The organism is Paenibacillus sp. SJS-P3, assembly GCF_056711585.1.
The window spans coordinates 3249904-3265488 of the sequence record NZ_CM160043.1; the positions used below are offsets into that span (position 1 = coordinate 3249904).

A 15585-nucleotide genomic window follows, 5' to 3' on the forward strand; every position below is an offset into this window, starting at 1 on the left:
CCCCCCTTTAGGACCGTCTGGCATTTCGGATCGATGTCTCCTTGCTGCGGAAGAAGAGCACGAAGACGAGCAGCACGATGAATATGACCGCAAAATAGATCCATGCCAGAGCGCTGGCATACCCGAAGCCTGTACCGGCCTTGAACATATTGTCCTGGATCAGCTTGATGACATCGCTGAACCCGTTCGTGAACAAATCGATCACGGTATAGATGAGATTGACCAGTATGAACGGCTTCACCTCCGGCAGCGTGATTTTCCAGAACGTCACCCAAGGCGACGCCCCATCCATCGCTGCAGCCTCGTAAACCTGAGTGTTCACCTTCTGCAAGCCGGCAAGGAAGATCAGAATCTGCACGCCCGAATACCACAGGATGAGGATGAACTGATTGATGATGCTGATAATCGGGACAGCCAGTCCGGGCGAGAGATTGTCTTCGATCATCGTGACCAGGCCGTACTTCTCGATGACCGGAATCGTAGCCGCGCCTTGGGCGAACAGCTCCTGGACGACTTCGCCGCTCGTGATGACGACCGGCAGGAAGAAGATCGCCCGGAACAGATTCCTTCCCCGGATCGGCTGGTTGATGAGCAGGGCTACGAACAGAGAGAATACGATGACGATCGGAATCATGAGCAGATTGGATTTCAGGAACAGGAACAGCTTTTGCGAAAACTCCGCATCGACCAGAAACGCATCCTTGTAATTGCTCCAGCCGAGATAGCTCGTTTCAATTCCGGTCGGGGTAATCATCACTTTATTGAAGCTCATATAGAGAGAGAACAAGAGCGGATAGGCCATGAATACGAGGAATCCGATGATCCACGGGGATATCAGCGTCAATCCGATCAAGGCTTCCCGTCTCGATTTGGTTATTTTCATGGCTGTCCGCCTCCTGTTACGGCCATATCGCGGGCTTTGACCGAGACGGCGCCCGAAGCATAATCCTTCGAGGTGTAATTGACCCAGATATCCACGCCGTTGCCGTAGCTGACCTTGACGACACCTTCATCCATCGCTTGGCGGTCCGTCATGGCCGCGTCCTTCACCTGCTTCAACGCCTCGTTCGCTTTTGCATACTGCTTCTTGATCTGCGGCGCCCAATCGCTGTACTCCGTCGTATACAAATGATTCGAAGGCGTATTCTGAAGCTTCCTTGTCGGCTCTTTCGTGACCTGGAACGACGGATAGGCCCCGTATTCGATCATCCGCAGCAGATCCAGTTCCGGATCGGGATTGTTGTTGCCGTAGCTCCCGAAATAATCGATGCTGCCATGCAGGACCATCGGCAGAAACGGCACTGTGTCTGTCGAATATACGAATTGCGACGAGTCCAGCGGCATATTGAAGTAGGCCGCCGTATGCTTCAGCATATAATCGCTGGGCTCATACAAGGAGAGGCGGATGGACTGGCTGGCCGCCTCATCGCCGAGCCTGCCGTACAGCTCCGCAGCTTGCGACCGATTGATGCTCTTCTTCTTGTTGAAATCGGAGTACAACAAGTAACCGGTGCTGTCGATCGCTACGCTTGAAATGCCGGCAGCGCGGAAGGCGCGGAAGTCTTCCGCAGCGAGCGGCAGCGCCTTGTCGGGACTGAGCATGTAGCTCTTGAGATCGCCGAACAGTTCACGGTTATACCTGCCGAAGGAATTGAATTCCAGGAGGCGGTTCGTAATCATGCGCACCGAATCGGTGCGGGGATCCACCCTCGGACTTTTTTCCTGCATGTACGAGTAATCGGTATTCAGGTAAAGCTCGATGTGCTGCTGCTTGGCATACGCGGCCAGGCTCTTCAAGCCCTTGCTGCCGCCGAGCGCCTGCTCGAACCTCGGAGCAGCCGGCTGGGAGCTGCTCGCGCCGCCCTTGCTCCAGCCTTGCAGTCCGGCACGGATATTGGTTATGCCGGATTGCTTCAGATCCTGCAGAATGCTTTGCGCTTCAGCAAATGAAGTCATTTTCACGACTCCGCGGTCAAGGAGTCCGGAAGTCATTTCGCCCCCGAGCATATCGATCCGAAGCGGAATGTCTTTGGGCTCCGGCTTATTTGCCGGATGGCTAGGCAGCATATCGCGCGCCTGCAGATACGAGCGGTAATTCTGGGCCATCCCGGCATACTCGGACTGCCCGCCGCTGAGCAGCCGGTAGCGTACCTGCTTGTCGCCTTCCGTCTTCCCCTTTGTATACATGTTGATGCCGCCCATCGCTTTGCTGGTCGGCTGATAATAACCGGAGCGGATAATGAACCGCGCCGAAATCCAGTAGAAGCTCGTGTTCACTCCGCTCGGGTAAGCGACGATTTCGGCGTTCATCTTGCCGTCCTCCACAATGCCCAGCAGGGCGTTCTGCTTGACGCCATGGACGATACCGAATACGGGAACTCCGACCTTGTTCATAGCGTTGTCGAAACCGCCGACTCCAAAGTCGCTGTAATAGATCTGTCCGGTATAAGGCTCATCGAACGACGTGTGACTGCTCGTGAACCGGATAAGAGCCCCGCTGCCGTCCGGTATGAACAAGTATCCCGGCACGGACGCGCCGCGAACGGCACCGAGGAACGGATACATCTGCACCGATGCCAATTTGCCTGGTCCTTTTTCCACGATGCTGTCGTTCAGCAGCTTGAAGACGACGCCGTCCTCTTCAAGAGCCACCCGAATCTTCAGCGCCGCCTCGATAGCCGGCAGCTCATAGGCGATCTCGACGCCGTTGTCGATGCTCGCAACTGCCGCCGCTCTGCCTTGGAGAGACTTGTAATTGGAAGATGTACGCTTCCCGTCATCGGTATAATAATCCAACAGAAAAGGCGACTGCATCGCATTTTTCCAGTCTTCGTTAAGCTCCTCCGACTGCAGGTCGCTCTCGCTCGGCTCGGAAGACCATACATATCCGCTGGCCGAATCCTGAATCTGGATGGCGAACGTTTGCCTGTTCAGATACAGAGCCATGCGGCTGTTTTCGCCGATTTTCTCGTAATCCGCCCGGATCGGCGCAGCAGGAACAGACTCCTGCTGGCCGGATTCCGGCATCGTATATCCGTTGGAACGGAAAAACAATTGTTCATTCTGAAAGTCCGGACGGGCCGGCTCCAAGGGAGAATCAGCAGCTGCCGTTCCCGGCTTCGAGACCGCTGCTGCCGACTGCATCGGATCGCTGCCGCCGGCAGCATCCGAGCGGCGGACGTCATAGACGTTCATAAGCGCGGCTCCGCCGATGACAACAGCGGCCGCAAGCAGCATCAGCTTCCTTTTGCTGGAATCAGACACGATATTTCACCTCTTCCGCCAAGCTCAGCACGAAGTCCCACACTTGGTTGGACAAGCCGAAGAATATGAATGCAATCAGAGCCAGGACGGCCATTCCCGAAATCGTCATGACAATGTTTTTGAACGTTTCCTTGATTTCATAGCCGTGGATTTCCTTCACCATTACAACCATCAAGAACAGGCACCACAGAATGATGAACAGCCGGGAGTAATCGTAGACGACCGCCTCCAGCAGCGTGAGGCCTTTGGACATGGTCGTGACCGGCGCGGAGAAAAGGATATAAGGACTGAGCGCATATACCGAGCCTTTATAGACATCCCTGAACTTCCCTTCGCCGTCGTTGATGACGCTCACCAGATAGTTGCACAGCACCCAGGCAAAGAAAGGAATGAGCAGCTTCAGCACTTCTCCGACGAGGTTGACCCTCAGAGGGTCGACACCGCTGAAGATGAAATTGGTCCCCAGAACCTCATAGATCCGGACCGCCACCATGACGATGAGCAGCAGAGTGGCCGAAAGCACGGATGCGCGGCCGTTCTCCAGCTCATAGTAGCCGTCGAACGGATGCCTCAGCATCCGGAAGGCGTGCAGCAGCTGGCTGATGAGCTTCTTGTCCCTTACGCGGCGGGCCGCTTGCACGGCCGGAGCGCCGAAGCCCTTGGTCCGATACAACCGTCTCAAGATGAGCCACAGCGCCGCAGCTCCCGCGATCGAGAGCAGAATCTTCGACATATGGCTCATCATCCATGCCCGCCGCAGCTCCCAATAGGTATTGGAATACTCATTGACGTTGCGGGCGAATTTGAGCTCCTCGAATGCTTTGCCGTACTCGCCCTGCTTGTAATAAGCGAGGCCGAGCCCTACATGCGCCAGATCGAACATGCTGTTCTGCCTGAGCACTTCCCGCCATGGCTCCAGGCTCTGCACGTATTTGCCGTCCAAGTACAGTCCGATCGCCTTGTAGACGAGCTGGGCGAACGGAGTCGGCTTGAACAGCTGAATGTTGGCGCGTTCCTTGTCGAGCACGTACAGAATGCCGCTGCCGCTCACCGCGATGGCGGACGGGGACTTGAAGTACCCGAGCCGCTGGTATCCTGTGTCGTTGCCCCCGAAGCTGAACAGCATGCTGCCGTCTTTGTCATATACGCTGACGTACCCTTCGACCGAGTCCGCTGCAAAAATGCTGCCCATGCTGTCCACGGTGATATCCGCGACATTCGGGCTCATGAAGGTGGAAGAGTTAAGCAAGTCATCTCCCGCTACGTTCAGCTTTTTGATGCTGTTGCTCTCGACTCCTGTCGTTGAAGTGTAGATAAGGCCGTCCTGATCCACGGTCAGGTTCGACGGAGACGGAGGAAGCTTCTGCGACAGCTGGCTCATCTGCTTTTTTGTGAAGAAGATTTTCTGCACGGCCCTCTCCAGGTCGAACCCGGTGCGGTTGCCGCCGAAATAACCGAGGAAATCGCCCTCGGAGCTGAGCTCCGCAAGTCCTTGGATCAGCCCTTCACCTACGATGTAAATGTTTCCGCGCTTGTCTGCAGCTACTTTGCGCGGCTTGAACTCGTTGGTCTTGCCGAACAGCAGCGCGCCGGGCTTGCCGATGGTCCTCTGCTTCTTCCCGTCGGAGCCGAATATAACGACCTGGCCGGCCCCATAGTCCGCCGCATAGATCAGGCCGGCCTCGTCCACGTAGATTCCGGTAGGCTCCTCCAGCTCGCCCTCTCCGATGATCCGGACCTTATTGCCCTGCTCGTCAAGCTCCAGAATTCTGGCATTGCCTGTATCGGCAACGAATAGATGGCTGCGGCTGTCGATGAACATATCCTCCGGCTGGTCCAGCTCCAGGCTGAAGCCGCTGTCCGCAGCAGCCAGCTTGGCTCCTTCCTCCCCGAAGATGCTGTGCCCGTCCACGATCCCTATCGGGAGATAAGCGCTTTGCGTCGGTCGGAATTGCCCCTGGGTATTGATCGTAAAGGATTCGTACGTGGCGGCCTGCGCCGGCATCGAGGCGAACAGCAGGGAGAACACAATGCCGGCCAGCAAACTGAACTTGGTCTTTCTCATCGTTCTCCCCCTCTACTTGATTCCGGAATGCGCCATCGTGTCCATGACACGGCTTTGCATGAAGATGAATATGATCAGATTCGGCAGGAACATGAACAAGGCCGCTGCCGCAGCCATTCCTTGGCCAGCCACATTGTTGCCTACCGTAGTCGTCAGCGTGGTCATATAGAAGGCAAACGTCCTCAGCGTCTCCTGGCTCATGTACAAGGCTGACGTCTCGGTGTTGTTCCACGACGCCTGGAAAGCAAGGATCGCAACCGTCGCCATCGCCGGATTGATGACCGGCAAGACGATTCTCGCGAACACGGTCATATCGTTCGCCCCGTCCATGCGGGCTGCCTCGATCAGCTCGTTCGGAATCTGATCGACGAACTGCTTGATCAGGAACACGCCGACAGGCAGAGCCAGAAGCGGAAGGATATGACCCATATAGCTGTTGATCAATCCGAGCTTCTCCACGACGAGGTACCGTGGAATCGTAACCGCCGCCGGCACGAACATCAGAGCGATCGTATTCACTTCGAACAATGCTTTGCGCCATTTGAACTGCTTCTTGGACAGCGCGTACCCGGTCATGGCGCTGATGATGAGCGAGAGCATGACGACGACGACCGTGACGAGGAGGCTGTTGAATAAATACTTGGTAGCCGGTATCTTGCTCATATCCGCCACAGCGAGAAGGCTGTACATATTCTCCAGCGTCGGCTTCTGGACGAGAAACGCCGGCGGGAACACGAACAATTCATCCAGCGGCTTAAGCGACTGGGAGAAAATAAAAACGATTGGAAGCACCATTACAATGCCGAGCGGAATAAGAAACAGATAGAATTTGAGCTGCCCGAGACTGAAGCGGCTCGGGTTGATTTTATTTCCGTGAAAGGAAGCCAGCACGAACACGCTCCTTAGTCTTTTTCTCCGAACAGCCGCCAGGACAGCTTTGTGAATCCGTAAATGACGAGCAGCAGCACGACCGACACCGCAGATGCATATCCCATGTCATAGCGGATGAACCCGTAGTCGGCAATGTGGTTGATCAGCAGCTGGCCGGCATATTGGGGCGTCGGATTCGCTCCGGACAGCTGCACGCCGATCTCTCCGCCTTGGAAGGTGCCGACGATAGCCATCACCGCTCCGAACAGCATTTGCGGCTTCATGGACGGAATCGTGATATACCACACTTCCTGCAGCCGGTTTTGGATGCCGTCGATGTAGCCAGCTTCGTACATCTCCGGGTTGACGTTCAGAATTCCCGCCAGCATCGCCAGGAAGCCGACGCCCATGCTGTTCCAGAGCGTAACCGTTATCATGATCGGCATCAGATAATGAGGGGACTGCGTCCACTGAATCGGCTCGTTGATGAACCCCCAGTCGATCAGAAAGGCGTTCAGGTAGCCGGTGCTGTCGCCGCTGAACACAGTCAGCCATACGACTGCCATAGCGACTGCCGCTGTCAAGGACGGCGAATACAGCGCCAGAGCCAGCAAAGTGCGGGATTTCCGCGGAATTTGCGCCAGCAGCCAGGCCAGCCAGAACGACAGGATGTACCCGCCCGGCCCGACGAGCAGCGCGAATTTGATCGTGTTCGGAAGCACGTACATCATGAACTCGCTGTCCTGCGTCAGCAGATTCACATAGTTTTGCAGTCCGATGAATTCCGGCGCCTGCACGGTATTGAAATAGGTGAATGACAAGACGATCGCGGCCAGCACAGGGATGACGATGAACATGGAGAACATGATCAGATAAGGGCTCAGGAAGAGATAGGCGGACATTTCATCGCGGAATCCCTTCTTCTGATGCCATTTCTGCTTCAGCGGCTTCTCTTCGGCCGAATATAAGGGATTTCCGGGAGCAAGCTCAGAGGAAGCTTTCATCGGGATTCTCACCTGCCTTTCTCTTCATGGAGCTTCGGCACTTCCAGCGGTTTGACCAGCTTGCCGTTTTCCATATACTTGAATTCCTCCAGCTTCTTCGCCATCTCGCGGTTCGTAAGTATCGTGGCGTCCTCGATGGCGCGGCGCGGGTTGACGCCATTGAACACGATCTTGTTCCAGGCGTCGCTGAGCATTCTCTCGAGCATGTAATCGCCTGGCAGATGCGGCACATCCTTAAGCCACTTCCACTGCTCCCGGATGACGCCGATATCCTCTGCCGGCCAGGGCATCTGTTGAAATGCTTCCAGGTTCGCAGTGTTCCACTTGTAGGTCGGTCCGTAGATCGTCTGCATGCGGTTGCCGAAAGAAACCTGCGTCTCCTTGGACGTCCACCATTTTAGCAGCTCCCAGGCATCGGCCTGGCGCTTGCTGTTCTTGAATATGACTGCGGACTGCCCCGTTCCTGTCTGCCAGCGTTCGATGGTTCCGTCCGCCGCCTTCACGCCAGGCACGGGAGCGATGCCCCAGAGGCCGCTGATTTCCGGCGCAGCCGATGTGAGCTGCACATACGTGGCAAAATCGGAAATGCCGATCGGCAGGCTGCCGTCGCGGAAATGGTTGTAGAAGCTCGGCACATTTAGCGGAAGATTGTACACGGTAAACAAATCCGTCATCTGCTTGATGCCCGCAACCGCATTCTCGGAATCGATCGCTGCCCCGGTTCCGTTCTCCTTGAACAGCTCTCCTCCGCTTTGATAGATGAATGGAGAGGTCAGCGTCAACGGCTTCAAGCCCCCTGTCTGAGACAGCGGATGGAAGAAGTTCAGGCCGTAGCGCTGCAGGTCGGGCAATATCCGCCGCACGTCGTCCATCGTCTCCGGCAGCGGGATATCAAGCGCGTTTAAAATATCCTTGCGGTAGTACATCACCCAGAAGTTTTGCGTTTCAGGAAGGGCATAAGCTCCACCGTCGAACCGGAACGGCAGCATCGCTCCCGGCGAGAAGCGCTTCGCGACTTCTTCATAATCCGGAAACTGCGCGAGATCGGACAAGGTTCCTCGAATGGCCAAGTTGAACGGCGTCACGTTGTTGATCGACAGCGCCATATCCGGCGAGTTGCCGGCGGCATTGGCCAGAATCAGCTTCGTCTCGTCCGGCATGAGGGAAAAGGAAACCTTGATGCCCGTCTGCCTGGTGAATTCCTCATCGGCCGCATGCTGCAGCATCGTTACATATTGTCTTGGACGGTTGACCCAAATTTGCAATTCATCCGGGTCGCTGCCGCCTACCTTCGAGTAGTCTTTCGTGAAGGATCCCAGGAAGGCGCTCACGTTCGCGGACAGCCGGCTGAACAAGCTTGCTTGGGCGGCAGGAAGCCTGCTGTCCGAATACATGTAGATACGGTCCACCGTCAGCGGCTGATTAGGGAGCTTGCCGAGCGATGTTCCCAGCATCTGCATGATGGAGCCCGAGCCCTCGGACAATTGGGCGTACTTATACGGAAGTGAATTCGGATCCTTCGCAAGATTGCGCAGCCTCTGCGCAGAGATGACCAGGGATTTGGCGGCATCCGGACTTCGGGAGATCTGTGCCGCAAGCGCATCGTAGCGGCTGCTCAGCTCATCCGAGTACTTGAGGAGCCGATCGGCAACTCCCGGAATCTGCTCCGTCAAGTCCCAGTCGCGGTTGGAATCCTGCGTATTTCCCGTCGCCATCTTCACTTCAATCGCCAGATCGTTGATTCCGCTCATGACCGTCTTGATCGTCCGGATCGTATCCCTGTACGGGGCATCGTTTGCCGTCAGCTTGATGCTGTGCTGCCCTTTTTGCAGATGGAACAAGTACGGCTCGCCATCCGCGCTCTCGAGCATTTTGTTTTTCCAGCTCTTCGTAAACGGGAATACAACCCGACGCATTTCCTCGAACGGTATCGCGCCATCTATTTGCAGCGTCCGGTACACCGGCATGTCGGTCCCCGTCTCGCTCGTATTCGTATTTTGCTTGTATTTGATTGCGATTCGATAGTCGCCGTCTGCCGGAACATCAAACGTCCACGACACGCTTTGCCCGCTGAGCTGCCAGGAATCCCCGCCTACTGCATTCAGCTGCTGCTTGCGGCTGTCGAATGGGACCGAAGAGGGACTGCCGTCCGCCTGTACGCGAATGAACGGCTGGTTCTTGCTCGAAGCACGCTCTCCCTCGACAACGAGAAGGGCTTTGGGAGCTTGCTTGAATTCGCCTTGCTGCGCGTAGTCTTCATAGGAAGGCACCGCTGCGGGACTGATCAAGGCGGCCGCGCCAAGGAGAGCCGGTTCTCCGATGAACGGGAGGGAAATCAAGTTCTCGCCTTGCTTCAAATAAAACAGGAGGGGGCGGTCATCTGCGGATGCCGGGTCTTCAACCGTCTGCTTCATCCAGCCCGGAATCATCTTCTGCCCGGGTAAAGTATCATTTCCGAGCGAATCCTTGTCGAACGGATAATTGTCGTCCTTCCACTGCTTGTCCAGCTCGAATTGACGCGCCTGAAAATACGGGTATTCCCCGTTGATCTTGATCCCTCGCTGGATGGACAGGATTTGCCCGCTCAGCGGGTAGTAATCAAGCTGCAGATTGTACAAGCCGCTTTGCGGCACGTTGACCGGGATTTCAACCTCAAGCGTCTCCTCATCCCATCGGAGCACTTCCTTTCCGTACCCTTCGCTTTGCGAAGCTGCCAAGAGCGGTGCAGGCAGGCCCTTTATGCGGAACTGCCGAGCCGGCAATTCGACCCGGATGCCTTCTGCTTCTTTGGCCCCTTCTTTCCTCCATCTGTCCAACACATCGAAATAGTCGTCTTCGACGACCTGCTGAACAATAGCTGGACCCTCCTTGTTCTGTCCTTCCTCTTGGGACTTTTCGTCCTTTGGCTTGCCGCTTCCGGATGAAGCTCCGCCAAAGAGTGAATCCAGCACGTCGGAATTGCTGGTCGAAGGCTGTGCGTTGCCGGCGTTTCCTTCAGCCGCTGCGCGGTGGATCGCCCAAGCTGGCGCATCGATGCCGCCGAGCAGCATCACGCCGATCATTCCGATGGTCAGCAACTTTCTCCTCATCATCCACCACTCCCGGGTCCAACGGAAGTTCCCTCCCCGGGAGACCGGGGAGGGACGTCCTGGTTTACTTGGTTGCAGCGTCAATCTGCTGCTTGTTCTGGTTGAAGATGTCCATCGCTTTTTTCTGAATGTCTTTGGCGACGTCTTCAGGTTTTACCTTAAGCGTCATGAGTTCTTTTTTCGTGTCGTATGGGTTCAGAACTTTTTCGACAATCTCCGAATCGCCCGGCAGCCATTTGAAGCCGTCGACAAATCCGTTTGGTATTCCCGCAATGACATCTTTCAGGCCAGGGGCCGTGAACGTCGTTTTCAGATAAGCATCCCAGACCTCGCGGTCGTTAAGGAGCGGCATCGTGACAATCGGCTTCTCGATGTTGTTGATCCTCTCCAGCCAGCCTTCTTTGGAATACGTCAGGAATTTGATGAATTCCATCGCTTCTTTGGGGTGTTTCGTATTTTGCGCCATGCCGATGTAGTCCGTGATCATAGGAACGCGTTGTCCGTCTTTTCCAGGAATAGGAAGGAAGTCCCATTTGAATTTGGCATTTTTCTGCACATCGGCAAAAGCCCAGTTCGCATCGATTTTCATGCCGACTTTGCCCATCAGGAACCCGCTCTTGTCCTTGCCGTACCATTTGTCCTGCTCTTTGCGGTCGTAGAGATCAACCGAAGACTTGTTGTTGTATACGACCTTGTTGATCCAGTGAATCGTTTCGGAGAAGGCAGGCTTGTCAAAATTGAACTGGGTGCCGTCATAAGTCAGCCAGCCCAGCTTGGAGTCGAATTGCGGAACGAACATTTCCCGTGCTCCGAAAATATTTTCGATTCCGTATTGATGGTCGCTTGGCTTCGTCAGTTTTTTGGCGATTTTCTCGAACTCCTCGATCGTCCAATCCGCTTTCGGCAGCGGAATATTCTCTTTGTTGAACAAGTCGACGTTGATGAGAACGCCTTGCGTAAACAATTGATGGGGCAGAACATATTGCTTGCCGTTGTACTGGCCCGTCGCGCTCAGGTTGTTGAAGATGTTTTCCTCGTTGTAGTCGGGATCTTCCTTGAGCAGCGGAGTCAGGTCGGCAAGCCAGTTGCTCGAGACGTTGCCCGGAGCGTTGAACACGAAGAACACATCCGGCAGCTTGCCTGCAGCGGCTGCGGCTCCGAGCTTCTCGTCCCACGGCCATGTGACGGACTTGTCGATTTCAACCTTGATATTCGGATGCAATTTCTGGAAGGCATCGATTTTCTTCTGCTCGACAACAGGGTCGTTCCAAGTGCCGAATTTCAGCGTGACCACTTCATCTGCAGGAGCGTCTGTATTTTCCGCGGCTGCCTGATTGTCGTTGCTGTTGGCTGCGCCGGAATCCGAAGGAGCCGGCTCCTCTGCCGCTTGGTTCTGTGCCGTATTGACAGCGCCTTCATTGCCGGCGTTATTGCCTGAACCGCTGCATCCGGCGAGAACGAATACCATCATGATTATGGCTGTCAAAGACATTACTAGTGATTTCTTCATAGCCTACTTCCCCCTGGTCAATGGTTTGAAAAGATTAATTCGGACTTGTCGTCATGTCTGAATACGCTTACATTTTGTAAAGCATCCCTCCCTGGCTTAATCCTCAATATCGAATAAGTATGTATGTATCCGCTTCCATGTTGCTTAGAGCTTTTTTGCTTGCTATCAATCGAAACGATTCGATCAAATCGAATTATATCCTAGCGCTTTTAAAAATACAAGGGTTTTAATCGCTTACATTGGTTATTTGTGTATGGATACCCGTAATCGCCAGCTTTCGGATTCCGCTCATGCCCACCAGCTCATGACTTCTTCATTTGTTCCTCATCCAGCCTTCCTATATAATAAAAATGCTGTGCAAGTCCATTCTACATAGACAGGAGAGATTCCATTGGAATTGAAAAATAAGACGGCCCTCATCACCGGAGCCGGCAAAGGCATCGGCCGTGCGGCCGCGATCGCTCTCGCCAAGGAAGGCGTCAATCTGGGCCTGATATCCCGCACCGAGTCCGAACTGGCATCGCTGGCAAGGGAGCTGACCTCCCAATACGGCATCAGCGTCCATTACGCCGTCGCCGACATCTCCGACGCCTCCGAGGCGGCCGATGCCGCCAAAGGCCTGGCCAATGAGCTGGGCAGCGTCGACGTCCTGATCAACAACGCCGGAGTCGCCACCTTCGGCACGGTAGCCGAGATGGATCCGGCCGAATGGGAGCGGATCGTCCGCATCAATCTGTTCGGCACCTATTACGTCACCCATGCCGTGCTTCCTTCCATGCTGGAGCGCAAAAGCGGCGCCATTCTCAACATTGCCTCCACTGCAGGCGAGCGCGGCTTCGCGACAGGCTCCGCCTACAACGCATCCAAGTTCGCCGTCATGGGCTTCACCGAGGCGCTCATGCAGGAGGTCCGCAAGTCGAACATCCGCGTCACGGCGCTGACGCCAAGCACGGTCAATACACCGCTCGCTTCCGCGAACGGCCTGCTCAAGGGCAACGACAGCGATAACGACATCCTGCAGCCGGAGGACGTCGCCGAGCTGATCGTCGCCACGCTCAAGCTGCCGGACCGCGTATTCATCAAGACCGCAGGCATCTGGACGACCAATCCTTGATTCCAAAAGACTAGCCGGCATTCCCTAGGAATGCCGGCTTTTTGGCGTTTCGGAAGTTGTTGGCTTCAGCAATGCAAAAGGGGAAGCTTCCGAATCCGGAGCCTCCGGTTCTCATCCGCATCCCATTGCTGCTTTCGTCCCCGTATGAAAGCATAGCCATCGTTCGATAATCCACGGTAAGGATGAGATGGCGTACGACTCGATCTCCCTCGGGACAGGCAAGACGAAGCCGTATGCGGCCTCGGGCAACGCGGCTGTCCACGTAGAGCCCTCTCGGCAGCTCCATGCTTGAAGTTCCGGAGTCCATTCAGACAGGGCTGAACGAAGTTATCCGCCGATCCAGAATCTCCGAACAACATTCCCGTTCTCCTCGGTATGCGGAGCATCCTCCACTCCCCCGTTGTTCAAGATTGTCTTCGCCGAAGCCTCGTTGGAGCGGTCGCATACGACCAGCACCTTGGCGATGCCGAGCTCGGATGTCTTCTCCAGCGCCAGCCTCAACAGCTCCGTCGCATAGCCCTTGCGCCTCTCGGAAGGCCGGATTCCATAGCCGATATGACCGCCGCTCGTCAGCAGAAACGGCGTCAGGCCATGACGGATGTTGACGGCTCCGAGCACTCGCTCGGTCTCATCGACGAGCCAGAACGTCGAATCCGGCACCCAGCCCTCCTGAAGTCCGATGCCGGCGCTGTTTTTCCCCAGCCAATCCACCATCCCGGCGAAGTCCGCCGGATCCTTCGCGATGACCCAGGGAACCATGTTTTCTCCGCTCTCAACCCATTCCTCGTAAAAGTCCTTATATTCCTTTTCCAGCCGCAAGTGCGGAACCACCAGCCTCACATTCGCCATCGTTCTTCCCCCTCTATTTCTCTATCCATTATCCTCAATGCGGGCATTTCCCTATTAAAGGGAACTTACAGATCGGCAACGAATCTCTAATTCGGGAAAGTATACCATGTCGCCTTCAACGACGGTAGAGGGGTTCTATCAGGCTCATTGGAAAATCAGTCCTGCTGCGGGGCATCCGCTGGTACGAGAAATGAGGCTTTCGCCGGGACGGCATGGTATCCTGAGGGATGAGGTTTACAAAAACGGCAGGTACTGCAATCGGCTTCTCATGAGCCGATCAGGAATTCAATGAAAGGGGTTGAAGAACATGGAGCTGAACCGATGCCTCTGATAGAGGGCGGGTATCCAAGCCGCCTGAAAAATAAACAAAAGGTGGTTGGGCCAATGAACTTCAAATCCATCGTCATAAAAGAGCGTCAGCCTTCCGTAGAGGAGTTCATCTCCCTGTGGCAAGCCGTGGGGTGGGGACATGTAGATGCCGGAATGGTCCGGAATTCCATTCCCCAATCCCGTTATGCCGTCGTAGCCGAGCTGGACGGCGAAGCCGTCGGAATGGGCCGGATCGTCGGCGACGGCGTCATGTATTTCTATATCCAGGATGTCGCCGTCCACCCGGAGCATCAAGGCCGCGGAATCGGAAAAAGAATCATGGAAGACCTGCTCGACTACGTTCGACAGAGCAAGCTGGACAGCGGCATCGCTTTTACGGGACTGTTCGCTGCGGAAGGCAAGGAAGCATTCTATGAAACGTTTGGATTCAAGAACCATGCTCCCGGCATGACAGGAATGAAGTCAAATAGGTTTTCAAGATTGAAGGTCCCACCACTGATCAAAAAAAGACTTCTGCAGCTGCAATTCCCCCAATACTGCTATGCCTCTCCTATTACGTGTTTGGAGAGAAATTATTAAAATTCAATAAAGCTGGCAAAAGGGCTGCCCTCCCGACGAATGTCGAGAGAGCAGCCCTTTTGGATCTATTTCACCGCCGCAAAAAACAGCCGCTCCGAATCCGGCACCGGCTCCCTCAGCCTGAAGTCTCCATAGCGGTCCACCCGGCTGAAGCCGGTTGCCTTCAGAGCCCGGACGATCCAGTCGGGATCGTAGGCGCGCTGCAGATGGGTTTCCTCGAAGCGGATGAAACGCCCGTCGCGGTCTCCCGCATCCTTGGCAAATATCGTAAGATGATGGCGGATCTCGATGCGGTCTTCCTCCAGCTCGGAGGTCCAGATGTAGCCGACATCCCTCTCGTCGAGGAAGAACGGCTGCTCTTCCGCATACCGCCTGAGCGTGGACGGCGCATGGACATCGAACAGGAATATGCCGCCGTCCTTAAGTCCCCGGAATGTCGCCTTGAAGGCCGCTTCGATATCTTCTTCTTCCGTCAAGTAATTCAGGCAGTCGCAAAAGCTGATTGCGGCGTCCACTGAATCCGGCAGCTCCCAGTCCCGCATGTCCTGCTGCAGCCAGCGGACGGAGCCCGCATTCGACCGGATCGCCTGCTGAGGCGTCTCGTCCCACTTGCTGCGGGCGATGGACAGCATGTCCGCAGACAGGTCGATTCCATAGACGCGGAAGCCTGACTTGGCGAGCGGAATCGACAGGCTGCCGGTACCGCAGCCGAGATCAGCGATGCTTTCCGGCACGCCATAACTCTCCCAGCATTCCCTCATGAACCGGATCCAGTCCGGATATGGCATATCTTCCATCAGCCGGTCGTAGACGCCGGCGAATTGGCGGTAAGCCCTCATGGCAAAACCTCCTAAGCAAACACATTTGCAAGGCAGACGCTTCCACTAAGCGAGCATCAGTCGTATCAAGCT

Annotated in this window: 11 protein-coding genes; 2 read left to right on the forward strand and 9 right to left on the reverse strand. The window is 55.4% G+C overall.

The features are described 5' to 3' along the window. Window positions 1-7: 7 nt before the first annotated feature. The 7 genes from AC06G8_RS14970 to AC06G8_RS15000 form a co-directional block, all read right to left on the reverse strand. A complete protein-coding gene (locus AC06G8_RS14970) occupies window positions 8-883 on the reverse strand; it encodes a carbohydrate ABC transporter permease (RefSeq protein WP_480283216.1) in 876 nt (291 codons plus the stop codon). Then, the gene (locus AC06G8_RS14975) at window positions 880-3264 is read right to left on the reverse strand and encodes a DUF5696 domain-containing protein (RefSeq protein ID WP_480283217.1); all 2385 of its coding nucleotides are present in this window, start codon (window positions 3262-3264) and stop codon (window positions 880-882) included. The genes AC06G8_RS14970 and AC06G8_RS14975 overlap by 4 nt, the downstream gene beginning before the upstream one ends. Further along, a complete protein-coding gene (locus AC06G8_RS14980) occupies window positions 3257-5329 on the reverse strand; it encodes a YIP1 family protein (protein ID WP_480283218.1) in 2073 nt (690 codons plus the stop codon). The genes AC06G8_RS14975 and AC06G8_RS14980 overlap by 8 nt, the downstream gene beginning before the upstream one ends. 12 nt (window positions 5330-5341) lie before the next feature. Then, a complete protein-coding gene (locus tag AC06G8_RS14985; protein ID WP_480283219.1) occupies window positions 5342-6220 on the reverse strand; it encodes a carbohydrate ABC transporter permease in 879 nt (292 codons plus the stop codon). A gap of 11 nt (window positions 6221-6231) precedes the next feature. Beyond that, window positions 6232-7101 (reverse strand): carbohydrate ABC transporter permease, encoded by an 870-nt coding sequence (locus tag AC06G8_RS14990; protein ID WP_480285451.1) that lies wholly within the window; start codon window positions 7099-7101, stop codon window positions 6232-6234. Between the two features lie 110 nt (window positions 7102-7211). Further along, window positions 7212-10295 carry an extracellular solute-binding protein gene (locus AC06G8_RS14995; protein WP_480283220.1) on the reverse strand — a complete coding sequence of 1028 codons (3084 nt, stop codon included), beginning with the start codon at window positions 10293-10295 and terminating at the stop codon, window positions 7212-7214. Window positions 10296-10356: 61 nt separating this feature from the next. Further along, on the reverse strand, window positions 10357-11802 hold the full coding sequence (locus tag AC06G8_RS15000) for an extracellular solute-binding protein (RefSeq protein ID WP_480283221.1): 1446 nt from the start codon (window positions 11800-11802) through the stop codon (window positions 10357-10359). A gap of 391 nt (window positions 11803-12193) precedes the next feature. On the opposite strand from AC06G8_RS15000, the gene AC06G8_RS15005 reads away from it, so the two are divergent. Then, window positions 12194-12916, forward strand: a complete 723-nt coding sequence (locus AC06G8_RS15005; protein WP_447661525.1) for a 3-ketoacyl-ACP reductase — start codon at window positions 12194-12196, stop codon at window positions 12914-12916. 327 nt (window positions 12917-13243) lie between these two features. Here the strand turns inward: AC06G8_RS15005 and AC06G8_RS15010 are convergent, their stop codons facing one another. Continuing rightward, window positions 13244-13765 (reverse strand): GNAT family N-acetyltransferase, encoded by a 522-nt coding sequence (locus tag AC06G8_RS15010; protein WP_480283222.1) that lies wholly within the window; start codon window positions 13763-13765, stop codon window positions 13244-13246. A 384-nt stretch (window positions 13766-14149) separates the two neighbouring features. Here AC06G8_RS15010 and AC06G8_RS15015 point away from each other — a divergent pair, with 384 nt between their 5' ends. After that, a complete protein-coding gene (locus tag AC06G8_RS15015; RefSeq protein ID WP_480283223.1) occupies window positions 14150-14674 on the forward strand; it encodes a GNAT family N-acetyltransferase in 525 nt (174 codons plus the stop codon). 65 nt (window positions 14675-14739) lie between these two features. Here the strand turns inward: AC06G8_RS15015 and AC06G8_RS15020 are convergent, their stop codons facing one another. Then, complete coding sequence (locus AC06G8_RS15020; protein ID WP_480283224.1) at window positions 14740-15513, reverse strand: class I SAM-dependent DNA methyltransferase; 774 nt, start codon at window positions 15511-15513, stop codon at window positions 14740-14742. Window positions 15514-15585 lie beyond the last annotated feature (72 nt).